The sequence below is a fragment of the Limnohabitans sp. genome, from assembly GCF_040401495.1.
GTDB lineage: Bacteria > Pseudomonadota > Gammaproteobacteria > Burkholderiales > Burkholderiaceae_C > Limnohabitans.
The window spans coordinates 237,418-258,212 of the sequence record NZ_JBBAOI010000002.1 but is presented as its reverse complement, the minus strand read 5'-3'; the positions used below and the strand labels follow the sequence as shown (position 1 = coordinate 258,212).

Here is a 20,795-nt window from a genome sequence, read left to right as displayed (position 1 = left end):
ACCGATGACATCTACGACCAAGCGCAGCAGTTCATGGCACACGTCATGCCCGAGCATGCCGCCCGTGTGAAGCGCTACCGCGATGAAACGCCGCTGTTCTCGCGCTTTCAAATCGAGCATCAAATCGAGTCGGCCTATGCCCGCACGGTCAACCTGCCCTCGGGCGGCGCGATCGTGATTGACCACACCGAGGCCTTGGTGTCGGTGGACGTTAACTCGGCACGCGCCATCAAAGGCGGCGATATTGAAGAGACTGCTACCCGCACCAACTTAGAGGCTGCCGACGAAGTCGCTCGCCAAATGCGTTTGCGCGATTTGGGTGGCCTCATCGTCATCGACTTTATCGATATGGACGAGTCAAAAAACCGCCGCGAGGTGGAAAACCGCTTGCGCGATGCGTTGCGCCAAGACCGCGCCCGAGTGCAGTTTGGCACCATCAGCAAATTTGGTTTGATGGAAATGAGCCGCCAGCGCTTGCGCCCAGCGCTGAGCGAAGGTGCCTCTATCCCTTGCCCACGCTGCGGTGGTTCGGGCCATGTTCGCGACACCGAAAGCTCAGCGCTGCAAATTTTGCGCATCATCCAAGAGGAGTCTATGAAAGACAACACCGCCGCGGTGCACGCCCAAGTGCCGGTGGAAGTAGCTTCTTTCTTGCTGAACGAAAAGCGTTCAGAGATTGCCAAAATCGAGTTGCAGCAACGCACCAATGTGCTGCTGATCCCCAACAAAGGTTTGGAGACACCTAACTACAAGTTGGAGCGCTTAAAGCACGACGACCCCCGTCTGGACAATATCCAAGCCAGCTACAAAATGGCCGAGGAAATTGAAGACCCGACCGCCGTTACCCGTCGCTCACAAGAGCCTACGAACAAACAGTCGCCCGTCATCAAAGGCGTGTTGCCCGATTTACCTGCACCCCATGCCGAACCCCGTGCGGCCAAAGCAGTGGGCGCCGCACCCGCTGCTGCGCCCCGTCGCAGTACTGCCGCGGCAGTACCGGCAGAAAAAGGCTTTTTTGGATGGCTTAAGAATTTGTTTGGCAGCGAGCCCAGTAGCGAATCAGCTAAACCTGCCACTGAAGGCAAACCTGCTCGTACAAGCGAGCGGCGCGAAGGTCGATCTGGCGAAGGTAGGGGCGAGGGCCGCTCGGGCGACAACCGCCGCGGTGGTCAACGACGTGGTGAAGCGCGCCGAGGTGGCGGCGAAGCCCGCTCGGGTGAAGGTCGTGATGAACGATCCACTGAAGCCAAGACCGACACGCCCCGCAGCGACCGCCCCGAAGGTGGACGTGGACGCGGCCGAGGCGAACGCCCCGACGGACGTCGTCGCCAAGAAGCAGTACCCGCTGAAACCCCCAACAAGACCATGGCAGGCGATACCGCGCTCAACACCAGCGAGAGCGTCGATCGCCCAACACGCGAAAAAACTGATGGCCGCCGTGGACGTGGCAGACGTGGTGAGCGCAGCAACCAAAGCACCTCCGACGCTCAAATGCCATTGGCAGAAGATGCGTTTGCCAATAATGCAAATGGTGTCGAGCAGCAAAGTGTGTCCGCTACGTCCGACGCATCCGCAGTGGCAAGCGAAGGCGGCGAGCGCGTCAATGAGCGCCGTGAACGACGTAACCGCGACCGCTATGGCCGCGATCGCGCACCCCGCGCCGAAAAGTCCGATGACGCAAACACAGCAACTGTCGATAACGCTTGGTCGCCTGTAGCACCTGCGCCTGTCACAACGGCTGCAACTGCCACCGTGGCGCCGTCGCACCGCATGCCCAGCATTGGCGATTACGAGCTGCCCCTGACCCAGTTGCAGCAAGTCGCCTTAGCCAGCGGGTTGGAGTGGGTCAACTCCAACCCCGAAAGCATTGCCCAAGTGAAGGCAGCCATTGCGGCTGAACCCAAGCCTGTTCACGTGCCACGTGAACGTCCAGCACCCATCGTCATTGATGAAGGCCCTTTGGTATTGGTAGAAACCAAACGAGATTTGCGTCAAATGCATATGCCGTTTGACGACAACCGTCCTGCGGCCTAAGCCCTCAGTTCAAGCGCTGGCGGACAGTTTCCAACACGCTAGCGCTTGCGCTTGATCGCCTTTTTGCTCTGCCAGTTCAGCCAAAGCTCGCCAGGCGCTGCGTTTCAAATCGCTGGACTGCAAGCGCGGCGCGGCTTGCTCTAGCAGTTGTTGGGCCTTGCCCCACAAGCTGTGGCGCAAACACACCATGCCGCTCAAGTACTGCAACTCGACGCTGCGCGGATTGGCCAAACGCGATTGCTCGACACGCGCCAACCACTCGCTGTCTGGGGTCAAGGTTTGCAAGGCCTGCGCCATCACTTCCACCACCCGTTGGCGCACTGTGCTGTCGCTCCACTCTGAGGTGTTGTTCGAAAGGTCTTCCCAAACAGGCAAAAGCCATTGCAAGGCCAAGTTGGCCTCGCCTTTGAATCCCAGCAAACGTCGCGCTGCGTGCACAGCAACCTCAGGTATGGAACGCTCAGCCGATTGCAAGATACGCCATGTGGCTTGCAGCTGGTGCACATCACGGCAGTCGTCAATACTGGCCAAAGCCAGACCGCGCATCAAACTGTTGGCGGCGTTAGGGGAAAAAGCGCCATGCTTGGCCAGTAAACGTGCGGTGTCCAATGCAGGCAGATGCATTTGACCCATTCGGTCAGCTTTCAAACGCAAGCGCAGCGCCAAAGTGCGTCGTGCTGTGCCTTGGGGCAATTGACTGAGGTATTGGTGTGCGCTGCGCTCATCGCGGTCATGCAAGGCCCAGCGAGTCGCGCTCAAGCGTGCAGCGTCTTGCACTTCATTTCGCAGCGATGCGCCCAAAGCAGGGTGTGTCTGAAAGACTTGCTGCAAATGCTCGTCCCGCGCCTTTTCGTCGCGCAGCACATGCGCGCTCTCAGCAACCAACAAATGCAAGACGCTGCGCATGAGAAGCAAACTGGTGCTGGGCGAACCACTGTCTTCTGCTGAAAGCAAGCCATCAACTTGCGCCAACCCTTGCAATGCCGCTTTACGAGCTCGCAAATAACGCCCCGTCATCCAGCCGATGTGAGCATTGAGCATGAAAGACTGAGCGCTACGTTCACGTTGCTGAACACGCCAACGCTTCGCCTGCTCTGGGAGCACCCATAAACCCAATAAGCTGCGCAGCGCCGCATACGAGAAAGCAAACAGCACGGCCAAGCCAATCAATACCAAATTGAGCGAAAGGTCGACACGGTAGGGCGGCACAAACAAGGTGACCGTCCCCACTTGTTGGCTCAATCCCAAGGCCACAGCCACAGCGACCGCAAACAAAGCGACAAACCAAAGGGCCAAGCGCATCTCAGCGACCTGCTGCCGCTGTCGCCAGCGCTGCCAGCGAATTGTCCAAGCGCGGCATATCAAATTGGCGCAGTTGGTTTTGGGTTTGATTGAGCAAAGTCAAGGCGGTGATGCCTTTACGACCAGTCACATCAAAGAAGCGACGCATATCGCGTTCAGCCCATTGCAAATCATTGCGTGATGCTGTTGTCTGTCTGGCCAATAAACCCAAACGGGCATTGAGCAAACGCAATTTCAAATTTTCGCGAGCAAAAAAGCTCTGCTCAGGCGTGAGCAATACCGCCTCGGGTTGGTCAATGCGGCTGACTCGTACCAGACTGCTCAACTCTGTCCAAAGGCTAGTGCCCAATAATGACAACTGTCCTTGGCGCCACGCCTGCTCCCACACATTGCCCAATAGTTTGCTGGGCGCGGGGGTAGCTCTGCTGTTGGCGCCCACCGCATTGAGCAAGGGCAGCTCTTCTACCAAGACCACCAACTCATCGAGCTTGTTGAGCAAGCTAGGGGTATCGGTGATGCTGACCGACTGAATACGGTCAATGTCTGTTTGCAAAGCTCGCAACACGGGTGCCAGACGCGGTTGCGACACTTTGCTTAGCCTTTTTTGCGCACTGTGCAATGCCGCCAACATGGGTTGCACACTGCCCGTGAGTTCGGCCTGCTGCTGCGCCAGACTCAATGCAGACTCGATATCAACCACCATGTTTTCATCTCTGGAGCGCGTCAGGCTTTGCATCAACTCCTCAAGTTGCGAGCGCTGCAAGGCCACTTCATTTAAACGGGTATCGAGCAAGGCCACGCGGGCTGCGGTTTCATTGGCCAAGTCTTGTGCGTTTTTAGCCAAGCTATTGGCTTGCATGGAGAGTTGTCCTGCATCCGCACTTTGTCTGGCCAATTGCTCTTGAATCAAACTGAGTTTTTGCCAAAGCATGATGGCCACTGTCAGCGCAAGCAAGGCAAGCAAGCCGATAAATTTGCCCCCATAAGTGAGCCAGAAAGAACGTGAGGTTGCAGGACCGGCCGCTGGGGGAGGGTTGCTTTGCGTTGGTCCAGACTCACTGCTCATGCCAGCAATTCTAATGAGGCAAGCACTTCGCCAAGACTGGGTCTGCAAAAAACCACTTTCCCTATGCCCAAGTCGATGGCTGTTTGCACAATCCGTTCATGCGTGGCCATGGCTCTGGTGGCAGCCCAATCTTGGTCTGGCAGCAAACTGTCCAAGTTGTTCAAAGCTTGGGAACTGCTGAACAACCAAACGCTGCCGTCGTGGGCGGCCAGACTTGCTTCTTGTAAACGGTATTTGTCCCAACGCGGAACTGAGCGTTGGTAGACCGACAAAATTTCCACGGCAACACCGCTCAAGGCCAGTTGCCGCAATAACCAATCACGCCCAGAGCCTTGCGAGCCAGGGTCTTCTTGGTCGCCATCGCTGCCACGCAACAGCAAAACAGGTTTGAGCGGCTGGAGCTTGGCTTGCACCACCGGCCACAATGATTCGGTATCAAACTGTGGGGCGTCAGGCGGTGGCGAGTCGATCAGTGTTTCTGGCACACCTGCATCGCGCAAAGCCTGGCGGGTGCCAGGCCCTGTGGCCCAACAGCGCGTCATGCCCCATCCGGCTTTGGGTTTCATTGAACCTAAGGCATTGGTCACGGCTGCACGGCTGACAAACATCACCGCTTGGTAACCATGCCAAGCATTGAGTGCAGACCGCAAACGCATTAAATCGGTCATAGGATTGACTTCGATCAGCGGCCAGTTTTTAACGCGGTATCCCGCTTTGCGTAAACCCATTGCCCAAGTTTGCCCTTCAGCAGCAGGTCGGGTGAGGATGACGTCTAAAGGCAAACTGGCGGTGTGCACCATAGGAGGAGCAGCCAGCGCAGTTACGCGGCGCCTTGTGCGCGCAGCTGGGCAGCCACTTGCAAGCCCAATTGCTCCGCTTGCGCCAAATCGCTGGCCAGACCTTCGGTATGGGCGCGCAAAAGGGGAGCGTGTAAATCTTCGGGATTGCCCCAGGCGGCATCAATACGCAACTGGTCTTGGTCAAGCGTGGCATGTGCGGCCAAAGGCATGGAGCAACTGCCCCCCATGGCGCGGCTGACAGCACGTTCGGCAGCCACGGCCAACCAAGTGGTGTGATGCGCAAGCGGCGCCAACAAGTCGCTCACGTCGTCACGTGCACTGCGAATTTCGATACCCAAAGCGCCTTGGCCAGCTGCGGGCAGCATCTCAGCGGTGGAAAAAATATGGCGGATCCGGTCCGATAAACCCAAGCGCTTCAATCCGGCCGCGGCCAACACAATGCCTGCGTACTGACCTTCGTCAAGTTTGCGCAAGCGGGTATCTAAATTGCCGCGCAGGGGCTGAATCTGCAAATCGGGGCGCAAAGCGCGAAGTAACACTGTGCGGCGAAGGCTGGAGGTTCCGACCACTGCGCCTTGCGGCAGGTCTTGCAAGGTGGCGAAATGCGGCGAGACCCAAGCGTCGCGCGGGTCTTCACGCTCCATCACACAAGCCAGTGCAAAGCCTTCGGGCATGTCCATGGGCACGTCTTTAAGGGAATGCACCGCTAAATCAGCATGGCCTTCCTCAAGGGCGACCTCTAACTCTTTGACAAACAAACCCTTGCCCCCAACTTTGCTTAAAGAACGATCCAAGATTTGGTCGCCTTGGGTGGTCATACCCAAAATAGCAACTTTGCATCCACGGGCTTGCAGCAGGTCTTGCAAGTGGTGGGCTTGCCACAGAGCCAAGCGGCTCTCACGGGTGGCGATGGTGAGGTGAACGGTGCTCAAAATGGGGCTAGGGTGTGCATTTTTCTCGGCTGAATGCTAGCATGGGCTTGCTCATGGTTTTCCCTCGCCATACTTGATTTTTTTATGTCCAGACCACCTGCTTTAGCCCGACAAACCACCCAGTTACACCAGCAAGAACGCCCCTTGGTGGAGGATATCCGCTGGCTTGGGCGCATCTTAGGTGACGTCATACGCCAACAAGAAGGCGATGAGGCCTTTGCTTTGATTGAACAAATTCGGCGTTTGTCCGTGGCTTTTCGACGCGACGCCGATGCCTTGGCCGACAAAGCCTTGAAAAAACTCTTGGCATCCCTCTCCAGCGAACAAGCGGTGAGCGTGATCCGCGCCTTCACCTATTTCAGTCACTTGGCTAACTTGGCGGAAGACCAACACCATATTCGTCGCCAACAAATCCATGACCGTGCGGGTGACGTGCCTTCGGGCAGCATGGCGCAAGCCTTGGCCAAACTCAAAACTGCCGGTTGGACTTCCAAGTCGGTGCGCCAAGCCTTGGCGCATGCGCATATTTCACCCGTGCTGACCGCCCATCCCACCGAGGTGCAACGCAAAAGTATTTTGGATGCTGAGCGCGGCATTGCCCAAAGTTTGCAAGACCGAGACGCCATCACCTCTAGGCCTTTAGACGCCACAACCGCCCGAGCCATGGCGCTGATTGAGGCTCAAGTGCGAGCACGTGTGCTGCAACTGTGGCAGACCCGTTTGCTGCGCTTCACCAAGCTCACTGTGGCTGACGAGATTGAAAACGCCATGGGCTATTACGAGTCCACGTTTTTGTCGGAAATTCCCAAACTGTATGCAGACTTGGAAACTGAGTTGGGCGGTCAAACCATTGCCCCGTTTTTTCGCATGGGCCAATGGATGGGCGGCGACCGTGACGGCAACCCGAATGTGAATGCCGACACCTTGCAATACGCTTTGCAGCGCCAAAGCGAGGTGGCGTTGCGCCACTACCTGACTGAAATCCACTGGCTGGGCAGCGAGCTCTCCACCTCGGCCATGTTGGTCGGTGTGCCCCCCGCATTGCAGGCCTTGGCAGATTCTTCTCCCGACACCAATGCGCATCGCCAGGACGAACCCTATCGACGCAGCCTGACATTTATGTACGCACGATTGGCTGCCACGCTCACGCAGTTGACAGGCAAAGAAGCTGCACGGCACGCCTTGCCACCGCAACACCCCTACCCTGACGCGGAGAGCTTGTTGGCCGATTTGCGCACTTTGGACGAGGCCTTGACAGCCCAACACGCCCAAGCATTGGCTGTACCGCGTTTGCGCCCTCTGATACGTACGGTGCAGGTGTTTGGTTTCCATTTGGCGACAGTCGATTTGCGACAAAGCTCGGACCAGCACGAGTTGGTGGTGGCCGAGTTGTTGAAGGTGGCAGGCATAGAAGTGCACTATGCCAAGCTCGATGAAGTCGCCCGGCAAGCCCTGCTGCTGCAAGCCTTAACCGATCGACGCCCTTTGCGCATTCCCCACCACACTTACAGCGCTCACACGGTATCTGAGTTGCGAATTTTTGAAACGGCACGACAGATACGCCGCGACTTTGGCACCCATGCGATTCGCCACGCCATCATCAGCCACACTGAAAGCGTGAGCGATTTGCTTGAAGTGCTATTGCTGCAAAAAGAATCAGGTCTGTTGCATGGCACTTTGAACGGTGAGGCAACAGTTGAATTGATTGTCTCGCCCCTGTTTGAAACGATTGAAGACTTACAAAATGCGCCACACATCATGCGCGACTATTTTGCTATGGCAGGCGTAGCCGAAATGGTCAAGCGCAGCAGCAGCGAACAAGACATCATGCTGGGCTACTCGGACAGCAACAAAGACGGCGGCATTTTCACCAGCAACTGGTCGCTGTACCAAGCCGAGTTGGCCTTGGTCAATGTGTTCCAAAGTTTAGAGGAGCAACACGGCATCACCTTGCGCTTGTTCCATGGGCGCGGCGGAACGGTGGGGCGCGGCGGTGGCCCAAGCTTTGATGCGATTTTGGCGCAGCCACCTGGTACGGTGCGTGGACAAATCAGGCTCACCGAGCAAGGCGAAGTGATCAACTCAAAATACGCCAATCCTGCTTTGGGAAGGCGCAATTTGGAAATCTTGGTGGCCGCCACCTTGGAGGCCAGTTTTCTGCAAACCCAAAAAGCTGCGCCACGCTCTTTCATCGAAGCTGCACAGATTTTGTCGGGACACAGCTTCAAAGCCTATCGGCAATTGGTTTACGAGACGCCAGGTTTCACCGATTATTTTTTCGAAGCTACGCCGTTGCGTGAGATTGCCGCGCTCAATATTGGCTCGCGACCAGCATCGCGTAAAGCCTCGCAACGTATCGAAGATCTTCGCGCCATTCCTTGGGGTTTTAGCTGGGGCCAATGCCGCCTCACCTTACCCGGTTGGCTAGGGTTTGGCTCGGCGGTACAACAATTCGTGGAGCACCACCCTGGCTTGAGCCAAGTCCAAGCGCTGGCCCTGCTGCGTCGCATGAATAAACAGTGGCCGTTTTTCCGCACCCTTCTCTCCAACATCGACATGGTCATGGCCAAGAGCGATTTGGCGCTGGCCTCGCGCTATGCAGAATTGGTGACAGATGTGCGCTTGCGCAAAAAGATTTTCAAAGCGATTGAAACTGAGTGGCAGTTAACCACACAGGCCTTGCAACGCATCACCGGCGACAAGCAACGCTTGGCCCACAACGCTTCATTGGCAAGGTCGATCAAACACCGTTTCCCCTACATCGATCCCTTGCACCATTTGCAGGTGGAGCTGATTCGACGCCATAGAGCAGGCATCACCGACGAACGGGCGCAGCGCGGTATTCACTTGTCCATTAATGGCATCGCGGCGGGCTTGCGAAATACTGGGTAGTTACTTGAACATGGCGAGCCACACCTAAAATGCCCATATGACGTCCTCCAACTCGCTAGACCGCAAATCCCAGGCTTGGTCCGCCCTGTTCTCCGAACCCATGAGCGAGTTGGTGCAGCGCTACACGGCCAGCGTGTTTTTCGACCAGCGCCTGTGGCGCGCTGACATCCAAGGCAGCTTGGCCCACGCCGAGATGCTGCAAGCCCAGGGTATCATCAACGCCCAAGACTTGGCCGACATCCAGCGTGGCCTCAAGCAAATCACCCAAGACATTGAAAGCGGACAGTTCGAGTGGAAGTTAGAACTTGAAGACGTGCACCTCAACATCGAAGCACGGCTCACGCAACTGGTGGGCGACGCAGGCAAACGCCTGCACACCGGTCGCAGCCGCAACGACCAAGTGGCTACCGACGTGCGCCTGTGGTTGCGCGACGAAATCGACGCCATCCGTGAACTGCTAAACAAGCTGCAACTCGCTTTGGTGGAAGTGGCCGCATCGCACACCGAGACGGTGATGCCTGGCTTCACCCATTTGCAAGTGGCGCAACCCATCAGCTTGGCCCACCATTTGCTGGCTTATGTGGAAATGCTCTCGCGCGACGAAGAGCGCATGGGTGAAATCCGCGCCCGCACCAACCGATTGCCTTTGGGGTCTGCGGCACTGGCCGGCACCACCTACCCGCTGGACCGTGCCCGTGTCGCCAAAACCTTGGGCATGGTCAACGCCCAAGGTGAGGCGCAGTTGTGCCAAAACAGCTTGGATGCGGTGAGCGACCGCGACTTCGCCATCGAGTTCAGCGCTGCTGCCGCGCTGTGCATGGTGCACATCAGCCGCTTGTCGGAAGAGCTGATCATTTGGATGAGCCAAAACTTTGCGTTCATTCAATTGGCCGACCGCTTCACCACAGGTTCTTCCATCATGCCGCAAAAGAAAAACCCCGATGTGCCCGAGTTGGCGCGGGGCAAAACTGGCCGAGTGGTGGGGCACCTGATGGGCTTGATCACCTTGATGAAAGGCCAGCCTCTCGCCTACAACAAAGACAACCAAGAAGACAAAGAACCGCTGTTTGACACGGTAAACACCTTGAAAGACACGCTGCGCATCTTTGCCGAGATGATCGGCGGACAAACCAACCCCACCACCGGCGCCAAAGAAGGCGGCATAAGCGTCAATGCCGCCCACATGGAAGCGGCGGCGAAAAAAGGCCACGCCACCGCCACCGACTTGGCCGACTACTTGGTGAAAAAAGGCCTGCCGTTTCGCGATGCCCACGAAACCGTGGCGCACGCGGTGAAAGCCGCCAGCAGCCAAGGCTGCGACTTGTCCGAGTTACCACTGAATGTGCTGCAAGGCTTTCACCCATCGATTGAAAAAGACGTCTATGAAGTGTTGAGCTTGCACGGCTCATTGAACGCGCGCAACACCGTGGGCGGCACCGCACCCGCGCAGGTCAAGGCGCAAATTGCGCGGCATAAGCAGCGTTTGGCTTAAAAAGCCATACCCCTTAGCTTGACAAGGAATATGTTAATTTTTTGTAAATTTCTAACTAAAATAAGTTTTTTATAATACTAAAATGTTAAAAATTCTTTGGAGACAACCATGACTTTCCCCGCCACTTCCGTGCTGGAATGTATTTACAAACATGAAAAAAACTTGGCCGACAAAATATTTCTGACCCAGCCCATTGGTCAGGGGAAGGTGTTGGACTACACATGGGCGCAAACGGTGAACCAATCTCGCCGAATGGCCGCGCATTTGAAAACATTGGGTCTGCCCCATGGCGCCAAAGTTGCGATTCTGTCGAAAAACTGTGCGCACTTTTTCATGGCTGAAATCGCGATTTGGATGGCCGGTTACACCACCGTCGCCATATTCCCCACTGAAAGTGCTGACACTGTGAAGTTTGTTTTAGAGCACAGTGAATCCAGCCTTTTGTTCGTTGGAAAACTCGATGAATGGCACAAACAAGCCCTCGGTGTGCCAGAGCACTTGCCGCGCATTGCTTTACCTTTGGCCCCCGCTACGCCGTATGACAGCTGGGACAGCATCATCGACCGCACCAATCCCTTGCAAGGTGATGTGCTACGTGACGACAACGACTTGGCCATGATCATTTACACCTCGGGCTCCACCGGACAGCCCAAGGGGGCGATGCACAACTTCGCTCGCATCAGCGCCGTGGGCCATGGCATTGCCAAGCGCATCGATGACAGCTTGGGCCATGACCGCGATCACCGGATGCTGTCTTACCTGCCGCTGGCACATGTGTTCGAACGGGCTTGGGCTGAAACCGTGTCTCTTGTTCATGGTCGCATGCACATGTACTTTGCTGAGAGCTTGGACACTTTCATTCAAGACCTGAACCGTGCACAGCCGACAATTTTTGTCTCGGTGCCGCGCCTTTGGCTGAAGTTTCAACAAGGTGTCTTTGCCAAAATGCCAGCTAAAAAACTCAACCTTCTGCTGTCCTTGCCCTTCATTGGCAAGATCGTGGCCAAAAAGGTTCTCACAGGTTTGGGCTTGGACAAAGTGGAAATGGCTGGCAGTGGCTCAGCCCCCCTGCCGCCCGACTTGATCCGCTGGTACCGACGCCTTGGTTTGAATTTGGTCGAAGGCTACGCCATGACCGAGGACTTTGCCTATTCGCACAGTGCTGACGAAACCTATAACGAGCCTGGCTGTGTCGGCATTCCTTATGAGGGTGTGCAAGTTCGCATCAGCGACGAAGGCGAAATCCTGATCAAGTCGCCAGGGCAAATGGTGGGCTATTACAAACGCCCCGACCTCGATGCTGAATCTTTTACAGCTGATGGGTTCTTCAAAACAGGTGACTTAGGTTCACGGCGCCCCGATGGTCAACTCAAAATCACAGGCCGCTTGAAGGAATTGTTCAAGACCAGCAAGGGCAAGTACGTTGCCCCCGCACCTATTGAAAACCTCTTAAACGCCCACCCCATGATCGAGTTGTCCATGGTGTCGGGTTCAGGCTTAGAGTCAGCTTATGCCTTGGTGGTTTTGGCTGAAGACCTGCGCCCCAAACTCAAGCAAAGTGATGTCCGCTCTGACGTTGAAAAAGCGTTGACCGACTTGCTGGCTGAGGTCAACCAAGAAATTGCCGACTACGAGCGCCTGAAAATGCTGGTGGTGGCTTCGGAGCCATGGAGCATTGAAAACGGTTGCCTCACGCCCACCATGAAAATCAAACGCAGCCGTATTGAGTTCGCTGTGCAGCACCAGTTAGACAACTGGTATGCCAGCAAAAGCAATGTGATTTGGTCCTAAGCCTTGGGGTGAGGTGACAAGCCCCACGCAATGGCCCCCGCCACCAAGCCCCAAAAAGCCGCGCCAATTCCCCACAAGCTAAAGCCCGATGCAGTCACCAAAAACGTGATGAAAGCGGGCTCACGGGTGGAGATATCTTGCAATGAATTGGCTAAGGCGTTGGCAATCGTGCCAAACAAGGCCAAGCCTGCAATCACCATCACCAGCGCTTTGGGCAAGGCGGCAAACAAACTCACCACCGAAGCACCCGCCAAGCCTGCAGCAATGTAAAAAATTCCTGCACTCATGGCCGCGGTGTAGCGCTTGGCTTTGTCGGCATGGGCTTCTTCGCTGGAGCAAATCGATGCGGTGATAGCGGCCAAATTCAGCGCAAATGCGCCAAAAGGTGCCAGCAAAAGATTGACTACGCCAATCCAGCCCATGACAGGCGACAGAGGCGGAGCATAGCCATGCGCTTTCATGGCCGCAACGCCTGGGATGTTTTGCGCCGCCATGGTGATGATGAACAAAGGCAAGGCCATGCTGATGAATGCAGCAACGCTGAAAGTGGGTGTCACCCACACCGGTTGTGCCCATTGCCAATCTATGCTTTGCCAACGCACGTCGCCTTGCCATGCCGCCAGCGTTGTCCCTGCCAATAAAGCCAAAACCACGGCATAGCGTGGTTGCCAGCGTCTGGCCAACAAATACACCACTGTCATGAGCAATGGCAAAAGCCACTGCTGTGCCATGGTGACAAACACGTCCAAGCCCAACCGCAGCAACACACCCGCCAACATGCCAGCAGCCAATGGCAAAGGAATACGGTGCATGAAGCGCTCGAAAACGCCGCTAAAGCCCACAGCAGCAACCAACAGAGACGACACCACAAACGCACCAATGACCTCTGGCATGGGGACACCGCTGGCAGCTGTGATCAACATGGCCGCCCCTGGGGTAGACCAAGCCGTGACCACCGGTTGTTTGTAGCGCCACGACAAGGCCATGCAAGTGATGCCCATGCCCAATCCCAAAGCCCATATCCAAGAAGCCATCTGCCCCGCATCGGCACCCGCAGACTGCGCGGCATGGAAGACCACCGCTACAGAACTGGTAAAGCCCACCATCACCGTGACTGCACCGGCAAACACAGTTGAGACAGAGATATCTTTAAAGAAGGACATGCGAGGCATTATTTTGAAAAGCAAAACCCGCATCCTATCGCTGTACCTTGCCGCCTAGGTACGCCAAGGGAATATGGGCGACAGGTCTGCCCTTGGACTACGGCTAACATCTCACCATTGATCAGGAGTTCCCCATGCCCGTTATCACTCATATTGCAGACCTTCAAGCCTTGGCCAAAAAGCGTGTGCCGAAAATGTTTTACGACTATGCTGATTCAGGCAGTTGGACTGAAAGTACCTACCGCGCCAATGAAGATGATTTTCAAAAAATCAAATTTCGCCAACGTGTGGCGGTCAACATGGAAGGCCGAAAGACCGCCACCACCATGATTGGCCAAGCCGCTGCCATGCCCGTGGCGATTGCACCCACCGGCATGATTGGCATGCAACATGCTGATGGCGAAATTTTGGCTGCACGTGCAGCGAAGAAATTTGGCATTCCTTTCACCCTCTCGACCATGAGCATTTGCTCGATTGAAGACGTGGCCCAACATGCAGGGGCCGGTTTTTGGTTTCAGCTCTATGTCATGCGCGACCGCGAGTTTGTGGCTCGCTTGATTGAACGCGCCAAAGTGGCAGGTTGCTCGGCTTTAGTACTGACCTTGGACTTGCAAATTTTGGGGCAACGCCACAAAGACATCAAAAACGGTTTGTCTGCGCCACCCAAACCCACCATCGCCAACCTTATCGACCTCATGACCAAGCCCGGTTGGTGTATGGGCATGTTGGGTACCCAGCGGCGCCAGTTTGGCAATATCGTCGGTCATGTGCAAGGCATCAAAGACATGAGTTCTTTGGGCGAATGGACCAATGGTCAATTCGACCCCACCCTGAATTGGGCGGATGTGGAATGGGTGAAAAAACTCTGGGGTGGCAAACTTATCTTGAAAGGTATTCAAGACGTGGAAGACGCTCGCTTGGCTGTTCAAAGCGGGGCTGACGCACTGATCGTCTCCAACCATGGCGGTCGTCAATTGGATGGTGCAGAGTCCAGCATCAACGCCTTGCCAGCTATCGTGGATGCGGTGGGCAAAGACATTGAAGTGCACATGGATGGCGGTATTCGCAGTGGTCAAGATGTTCTTAAAGCCAAAGCGTTAGGCGCACAAGGCGTGTACATTGGCCGCGCCATGCTCTACGGCGTAGGCGCAATGGGTGAGCAAGGCGTCTCCAAAGCTTTGCAAATCATCCACAAAGAGTTGGAACTCAGCATGGCATTTTGCGGACATACCGACATCAACACCGTCACCCGCGATATCTTGCTGCCAGGAACTTTCCCCCGCTAACTTTTATTCTCGGCGCTCATGGCCTTATTGCGCCGCATTGCCCACTTGGACATGGACGCTTTTTATGCGTCGGTGGAGTTGTTGCGCTATCCGCAACTTAAAGGCTTGCCGGTGGTCATAGGCGGTGGACGCCGGCGGGAGGACGACTTGCTAGGCCGAATGCGTGTCTTGCAACCAGAGCGCGAATGGACCACTGCTGACTTGGCAGATATTCCCATAGAGGTGTTTCCTCGCCTCACAAGCTATACCGGCCGAGGCGTCATCACCACGGCCACCTATGCAGCGCGGGCCTTTGGTGTGGGCTCAGCCATGGGGGTGATGAAGGCTGCCAAGCTGTGTCCAGACGCAATTTTGTTGCCTGTGGATTTTGACCAATACCGTTTTTACTCCAGAGCTTTCAAAGACATCGTCGCCGACATTGCACCTTTGGTGGAAGACCGAGGTGTGGATGAAATCTACATTGACTTCACCGAAGTCCCAGGCGGTCAACGTGATGGCGGCAAAGCCTTGGCACGCTTGATCCAAAAAACCATCACCAACAACACCGGCTTGACTTGCTCCATCGGTGTGGCGCCCAACAAACTGCTGGCCAAGATGGCCAGTGAATTCAATAAGCCCAACGGTATTTCCATTCTTTACACGCAAGATTTAGAAAGCAAAATTTGGCCTCTTTCGTGTCGAAAGATCAACGGCATTGGCCCCAAAGCAGAAGCCAAACTTCAAGCGCATGGTATTGACACGATTGGTGATTTAGCAGCAAAAGATTTAGATTGGCTGAAAAGCGAATTTGGCAAGAGTTATGGTGCTTGGCTGTTCGACGCAGCGCACGGCTTGGATGCGCGTGAAGTGGTGACCGACAGCGAGCCGGTGTCCATGAGCCGCGAAACCACTTTTGAAAAAGACTTGCATGCGGTGCACGACCGAACCGCTTTGGGCGAAATCTTCACCCGCTTGTGCCAACAAGTAGCGACTGATTTGCAGCGCAAAGGCTATGTGGGTAAAACCATTGGCATCAAGCTTCGATTTGACAATTTTCAAAGTGTCACACGAGACCAAACCATTGAGCATTACACCGCCAATGCAACTGATATTCGCAAGATTGGTGGGCTGTGTTTGAAGCGGGTGGATATGCAACGACGCTTGCGCTTACTGGGTGTTCGCGTTAGCGCATTGGTGAAAGCCGATTCCCAAGAAGCGCTTGCCCCTGATGCTGCAAAATCTGCCCTGTTGTTGCGCGAACCCCCACCTCCTACCGAGTCACACCATGAACAAGCTGACCTGTTTTGATTTAAGTATCCACGACCATATTGCCCACTTGGTGTTGAACCGTCCACAAGCACTCAACACTTTGGATTTGACTTTTTGGCGCGAACTCGATGGGGTGCTGCACGATTTACACCAAGGCAATCATGCGAGGGTGTTGGTGATCAGCAGCACAGGGAAACACTTCAGTGCAGGTATGTCGCTCGAAGTCTTTGGCTCATCTGTTGCAATGGACGACCAAAGCGCAGAAGGACGGGCTGCCATTGCAGATATGTTGGCTGGTTTGCAGTCCACCTTCACCCGCATTGAAAACCTGCGTATCCCCGTCATCGTTGTTTTGCATGGGGGTTGTATCGGCGGCGCGGTGGACATGGTCACGGCAGCTTGCTTGCGCTATGCCAGTGCAGATGCGTTTTTCTGTATCCAAGAAATCAACATCGGCATGGTGGCCGATGTGGGCACCTTGCAGCGTCTGCCCAAACTCATGCCCATGGCGGTGGTCAAGGAACTGGCTTACACAGGGCGGCGCTTGAGTGCAGACAAAGCCTTGCACTATGGCTTGGTCAATGAAGTGCTGCCCGACCTTGCCAGCGCTTTGGCTGCCGCCATGCAAGCCGCCAAAGAGATTGCCAGCAAACCGGCTGTGGCGATTTGGGGTACCAAACAGGCTTTGCACTATGCGCGTGACCACAGCACAGAAGATGCGCTCAAACAAATGGGTTGGTTGCAAAGTGGCATTTGGAGTAATGCCAACGTGAAAGAGGCGATAACTGCCTTTCAAGCCAAACGCAGTGCCTCTTTCCCTGATCTGGCGCCGCTGGCTTCCTTCAAAGACTAAGCGCTTTACTGCCGCGCGGTTCGAACCTGCAAGGGCAGCGTCTGCGCATGGCTGCTGCGCCAAGGATTGATATCTACGCCACCCCGCCGCGTGTAACGTGCATAGACAGTCAATTTGGTGGGTTGGCAACGCGTCCAAATATCCATGAAGATTCGCTCCACGCAATGCTCGTGAAATTCGTTGTGGTTGCGAAAGCTGACGATGTACTGCAATAAGCCAGCCTGGTCTATTTGCGCACCGCTGTAGCTGATGCTGACACTGCCCCAATCGGGTTGACCCGTCACCAAACAATTGCTTTTCAGTAAATTGCTGCACAGCGTTTCTGTCACAGGTGCTTGGTTGGCAGCAGCTTTTAACAACTCCGGCGCAGGTTGGTAATGGCTACAGTCCAAATCCAATCGATCCAAACTCAATCCATCCATTTCAGCGATTTTTTCTTTGGCATATTGTTCAGGGGAAAGCAATTGCACACCGACACTGGACTTCACCACGCCACCGCGCCATACCGCCTCTGACAAATCCTTTTGTAAAGTTAGTCGAACCGCATCGATGTCTGCAAACACCGTGTTGTTGAAGCTGTTGAGGTACAGCTTGAGGGACTTACTCTCTACCAGATGCGTGCTTTCACTTGGCACTGTAAAGCGGCCTATCGCCACTTGAGGTTTGCCACGAGGGTTAAGCCAGCTCAATTCGTAGGCAGTCCATAAGTCTGCACCCAAAAAAATCAGGCGATCTGTGACACCAATCTGCGCACGCTGCGCTGCTCTGGACAAGGGGTAAAGCAAGGCGGCGTCATAACGATCAGCATAAGTAGCAAGCTTACCCAGCAAAGAAGTTTCAGGGGTATTCATAAAGGCGTATGTGCATTCAAAAATGGCAGCAACCGAGCCATCATGTTGTCGACAGCACCGGGCGGCATATCATGGCCCATGCCCTCGATGCCATGCAGCTTGGCGTTGGGTATGCGTCTCGCCGTGTCCTCGCCACAGGCGAAGGGCACCAAGGGATCGGCTTTGCCGTGTATCACCAAAGTAGGTGTGGTGATGCGTCCCAGCAGACCCGCGCGCTCACGGTCGGCCATGGCAGCAAGCATTTGTCGGTAAGCACCCATGGGTCGGTTACTGCGTTTCAAAGAATCATTGACCAGTTGTTGTTGTGAACCTTCAGGGTGCTCAAAGCCAGGACCAGCCAGCGCTTTCACAAAGCGCAGCGCATGCTGACGCGCAGCGTCACTGCCAGCCTTGGCGGGCGGAGTGAACAATACGCGGCGCATTTCTGGCGTAGGACCTGGCAAGCCTTTGGCACCACTGCTGCTCATGATGCTGGTCAAACTCAAAGCTCTCTCGGGCGCTGAGATGCATATGCGTTGACCAATCATGCCGCCCATGCTCACACCGACCAAATGCGCTTGCTTGATATGCAAATGGTCTAGAACGCCACAAGCGTCTTGGGCCATGTCTTGGATGCTGTAAGGCGCTTGCGGGTGAAAGCCCAATTTTTGTTGCAGCATGAACCACAGTAAATTGGGTACAGGCAATTGCGCCATGTCTTGCGACAAACCGATGTCACGGTTGTCTAGTCGAATGACTCGGTAGCCCGCTTGGTGGAGTTGATGCACCATGGCTTCAGGCCACACAATCAGTTGCATCGCCATGCCGGGGAGTAGCAGCACCGCCACACGGTCTCGCTCGCCTGTGTCTTCCACTTCAATGCGCACACCATTGACAAAGATTTGCATGGTCTGGACTTTCAGTCTTTGAGTTGACGGCGAAAAACCAAGGTATCTTCAGTTGAAGCTGCGGGGGTGTAACTGTAGCCCTCTGAATCAAAACCTTGCAAAGCCTGGGGCGTTTTGACTTGGCGTTGTATGGCGTAACGCGCCATCAACCCACGCGCGCGTTTGGCAAAGAAGCTGATGATCTTGTAATGGCCGTTTTTAAAGTCTTGGAACACGCATTCAATCACCCGTGCTTGCAGAGCTTTGCGGTCCACTGCTTTGAAATACTCTTGCGACGCCAGGTTGACGATGACAGGGTCTTTGCTGGGGATGAGTTGTTGGTTCAAATGCTCGGCGATTTGAGCACCCCAAAATTGGTACAGGTTGTGGGCGTTGCCATGCTTGAGTGCCGTGCCCATCTCGAGGCGATAAGGCTGCATCAAGTCCAGCGGTCGCAGCACACCATACAAACCACTCAAGATCGCCACATGGTCTTGTGCCCATTGCAACTCTTTAGGCTTCAAGCTCTTGGCGTCCAAACCTTCATACACATCGCCATTGAAGGCCAGTACCGCAGGGCGAGCGTTAGCCTCGGTGAACGTGAGTGACCAAGCTTTGTAGCGGTCTACATTCAATTGGGCCAGCGCCTCGCTCAAGTCCATCAGCTCGGCGATTTGCTTAGGGCTCTTCTTTTTGAGCGTTGAAATCAGCGCAGTGGACTGCGGGACAAACTGCGGTTCGCTGGCCTTGACAGGCGGCAAGGCGGACTGGTAGTCCAGGGATTTGGCGGGGGAGAGCAGGAACAGCATCTGGTAATTATCCTTGCAGAATTTGTATTGAAATCGTATTCATATTTAAAAATTTCAGCTGATTGGGCCCTATCGCTCTTTTAGTATTCAACAAGCCATAAACGAAAGAAATCCCATGCTTGAATTGCGACCAAGCTGCGAATGCTGTGACAAAGATCTTCCACCCCACTCAAATGTAATTTGAGCATAAAGACTTATAAATAACTTATAATTCAACTTGAACACCATTAACTGGCTACCCAAAGCGCTTCGACAACTTCGAAAAATCGAGGTCCAGCAAGCGGCAAAGATTCGATTTGCGGTGACCAGCGAATTAGCGGATTTAAAGCAAGCTCGAAATGTGAAGGCGCTGACAGACCATGCGCATGGATATCGTTTAAGGATAGGAAGCTATCGAGTCTTTTTTGAATACGATGACTCCATTCGCATCGTGACGATTGAAGAGGTAAGGAAACGAGATGAACGCACGTACTGAGTTTCAGATCATCTTAGGTAAAGACGGTAAGCCTGCATTTGTCGTCGTGCCTTTCGAAGAGTTCGAGAAGATGAAAAGCGCCCAAAACGCCTCAACGGTGCCCAACAACGTTGTTAATCTTTCTTTCGACAAAAACTTGACGCCTATGGCTGCTTGGCGCGAACACCTCGGTCTCACGCAAGTTCAAGTGGCGTCTCGAATGAATATCACACAAGCAGCTTACGCCCAAATGGAGCGGGTGAAAAAACCGCGAAAAGCCACCTTGCAAAAAGTTGCTGATGCACTTGGCTTAACCGCTGAACAACTCCGCTGGTAAAACTTATTTCAAATCCCCAGCCAAGGATGCCAAAGCGTCTTCCGCGATCTGCGTATGCGCCGGATAGTTGGTGTGGTCGCAGCCCAATTTCGCCGCCGCACCCGCTTTGATGGCCGCCTTGGTGGCGGCGTCAAACTCAAAGCGCACAAAGTGCACCGCAGAGGTTTTTTCGTCGTTTTCGCGGTCTAAGTCTTCGTCGGCGATGGCGTACACACGGGCGTGACCCTCGACCTCGATGAACATGCGGTCTTCCACACCAATGAGGCGTGCCAACTCGCGTTTGCGCTCGTTGACATCGGGGTACTCGATGAGCATGGTGGCCTTCCAGTTGCTGCCCTCTGGCACCAAGGGCGCGTAGGCATCGATCTCTTGCTGAATGCCTTCTTCTTCAAAGATTTTTTCAATCCGCAGCATCTCTTGGATTTGATAGCGAATGGTGGTTTCGCTTTCAAACTGCAAAGTGATGTGGTCGCCCAAATGCACCGAGCGCAATTTGCGGTGCGCCAGCACCTCGGCCTTGTGGGTCTTGCGAAACTTGCTGTAAGCCTCTAGGCTCATCAGGTTTTCAGCGGTGATGTGTCCGGTGATCTGCATAAATGACTTTCAATAAATTGGAATC

General features: G+C 54.8%; 19 protein-coding genes. 10 read left to right on the top strand and 9 right to left on the bottom strand.

Annotation, left to right across the window (positions count from 1 at the left end; translation table 11 throughout):
• Positions 1–2,034, top strand: a 2,034-nt coding sequence (locus AC9UEO_RS03090) for a ribonuclease E/G (RefSeq protein WP_509529689.1), incomplete at its 5' end; no start/stop codon positions are given.
• Positions 2,035–2,043: 9 nt separating this feature from the next.
• Here the strand turns inward: AC9UEO_RS03090 and AC9UEO_RS03085 are convergent.
• Genes AC9UEO_RS03085 through hemC form a run of 4 tightly spaced genes read right to left on the bottom strand, consistent with a single transcriptional unit; the run spans position 2,044 to position 6,134 of the window.
• Positions 2,044–3,336, bottom strand: a complete 1,293-nt coding sequence (locus AC9UEO_RS03085; RefSeq protein ID WP_509529686.1) for a heme biosynthesis HemY N-terminal domain-containing protein — start codon at positions 3,334–3,336, stop codon at positions 2,044–2,046.
• Position 3,337: 1 nt separating this feature from the next.
• Positions 3,338–4,402 carry a uroporphyrinogen-III C-methyltransferase gene (locus tag AC9UEO_RS03080; protein ID WP_509529685.1) on the bottom strand — a complete coding sequence of 355 codons (1,065 nt, stop codon included), beginning with the start codon at positions 4,400–4,402 and terminating at the stop codon, positions 3,338–3,340.
• The gene (locus tag AC9UEO_RS03075; protein WP_509529683.1) at positions 4,399–5,202 is read right to left on the bottom strand and encodes a uroporphyrinogen-III synthase; all 804 of its coding nucleotides are present in this window, start codon (positions 5,200–5,202) and stop codon (positions 4,399–4,401) included. Before AC9UEO_RS03075 ends, AC9UEO_RS03080 begins: the two co-directional genes overlap by 4 nt.
• Positions 5,203–5,222: 20 nt before the next feature.
• Positions 5,223–6,134, bottom strand: coding sequence for a hydroxymethylbilane synthase (hemC, locus tag AC9UEO_RS03070; protein WP_509529681.1), 912 nt, complete (start codon positions 6,132–6,134; stop codon positions 5,223–5,225).
• 84 nt (positions 6,135–6,218) lie between these two features.
• Between hemC and ppc the strand changes: the two genes are divergently transcribed.
• The 3 genes from ppc (at position 6,219) to AC9UEO_RS03055 (ending at position 12,309) form a co-directional block, all read left to right on the top strand.
• Positions 6,219–9,026, top strand: coding sequence for a phosphoenolpyruvate carboxylase (gene ppc, locus AC9UEO_RS03065; RefSeq protein WP_509529679.1), 2,808 nt, complete (start codon positions 6,219–6,221; stop codon positions 9,024–9,026).
• Between the two features lie 37 nt (positions 9,027–9,063).
• On the top strand, positions 9,064–10,518 hold the full coding sequence (argH, locus tag AC9UEO_RS03060; RefSeq protein WP_509529676.1) for an argininosuccinate lyase: 1,455 nt from the start codon (positions 9,064–9,066) through the stop codon (positions 10,516–10,518).
• Between the two features lie 108 nt (positions 10,519–10,626).
• On the top strand, positions 10,627–12,309 hold the full coding sequence (locus AC9UEO_RS03055; protein WP_509529674.1) for an AMP-binding protein: 1,683 nt from the start codon (positions 10,627–10,629) through the stop codon (positions 12,307–12,309).
• Here AC9UEO_RS03055 and AC9UEO_RS03050 read toward each other — a convergent pair.
• Entirely contained in the window at positions 12,306–13,472 is a 1,167-nt protein-coding gene (locus AC9UEO_RS03050) for a benzoate/H(+) symporter BenE family transporter (protein WP_509529672.1), read from the bottom strand. The genes AC9UEO_RS03055 and AC9UEO_RS03050 overlap by 4 nt on opposite strands.
• Positions 13,473–13,606: 134 nt before the next feature.
• Here AC9UEO_RS03050 and AC9UEO_RS03045 point away from each other — a divergent pair, with 134 nt between their 5' ends.
• From AC9UEO_RS03045 to AC9UEO_RS03035, 3 genes are read left to right on the top strand one after another with little or no spacing between them, the layout of a single operon-like run.
• Positions 13,607–14,758, top strand: a complete 1,152-nt coding sequence (locus AC9UEO_RS03045; protein WP_509529670.1) for an alpha-hydroxy acid oxidase — start codon at positions 13,607–13,609, stop codon at positions 14,756–14,758.
• Between the two features lie 18 nt (positions 14,759–14,776).
• Positions 14,777–16,045 (top strand): DNA polymerase IV, encoded by a 1,269-nt coding sequence (gene dinB / locus AC9UEO_RS03040; protein ID WP_509529668.1) that lies wholly within the window; start codon positions 14,777–14,779, stop codon positions 16,043–16,045.
• Entirely contained in the window at positions 16,023–16,859 is an 837-nt protein-coding gene (locus AC9UEO_RS03035) for an enoyl-CoA hydratase-related protein (protein ID WP_509529665.1), read from the top strand. Before dinB ends, AC9UEO_RS03035 begins: the two co-directional genes overlap by 23 nt.
• Positions 16,860–16,864: 5 nt before the next feature.
• Here AC9UEO_RS03035 and queF read toward each other — a convergent pair whose 3' ends face one another.
• From queF to yaaA, 3 genes are read right to left on the bottom strand one after another with little or no spacing between them, the layout of a single operon-like run.
• The gene (queF, locus tag AC9UEO_RS03030; RefSeq protein WP_509529663.1) at positions 16,865–17,710 is read right to left on the bottom strand and encodes an NADPH-dependent 7-cyano-7-deazaguanine reductase QueF; all 846 of its coding nucleotides are present in this window, start codon (positions 17,708–17,710) and stop codon (positions 16,865–16,867) included.
• Positions 17,707–18,597, bottom strand: coding sequence for an alpha/beta fold hydrolase (locus AC9UEO_RS03025; RefSeq protein ID WP_509529661.1), 891 nt, complete (start codon positions 18,595–18,597; stop codon positions 17,707–17,709). Before AC9UEO_RS03025 ends, queF begins: the two co-directional genes overlap by 4 nt.
• An 11-nt stretch (positions 18,598–18,608) precedes the next feature.
• Complete coding sequence (gene yaaA / locus AC9UEO_RS03020; protein WP_509529658.1) at positions 18,609–19,385, bottom strand: peroxide stress protein YaaA; 777 nt, start codon at positions 19,383–19,385, stop codon at positions 18,609–18,611.
• A gap of 115 nt (positions 19,386–19,500) precedes the next feature.
• On the opposite strand from yaaA, the gene AC9UEO_RS03015 reads away from it, so the two are divergent.
• The 3 genes from AC9UEO_RS03015 to AC9UEO_RS03005 are packed head-to-tail and all read left to right on the top strand — an operon-like array spanning position 19,501 to position 20,176.
• Positions 19,501–19,569: a DUF1272 domain-containing protein gene (locus AC9UEO_RS03015; protein WP_509529735.1), complete on the top strand. Its 69-nt coding sequence runs from the start codon at positions 19,501–19,503 to the stop codon at positions 19,567–19,569.
• Between the two features lie 33 nt (positions 19,570–19,602).
• Complete coding sequence (locus tag AC9UEO_RS03010) at positions 19,603–19,860, top strand: type II toxin-antitoxin system RelE family toxin (protein WP_509529656.1); 258 nt, start codon at positions 19,603–19,605, stop codon at positions 19,858–19,860.
• Positions 19,844–20,176, top strand: a complete 333-nt coding sequence (locus AC9UEO_RS03005) for a helix-turn-helix domain-containing protein (protein ID WP_509529653.1) — start codon at positions 19,844–19,846, stop codon at positions 20,174–20,176. Before AC9UEO_RS03010 ends, AC9UEO_RS03005 begins: the two co-directional genes overlap by 17 nt.
• A 3-nt stretch (positions 20,177–20,179) precedes the next feature.
• Here the strand turns inward: AC9UEO_RS03005 and AC9UEO_RS03000 are convergent, their stop codons facing one another.
• Entirely contained in the window at positions 20,180–20,770 is a 591-nt protein-coding gene (locus tag AC9UEO_RS03000; RefSeq protein ID WP_509529650.1) for a DUF3501 family protein, read from the bottom strand.
• Positions 20,771–20,795 lie beyond the last annotated feature (25 nt).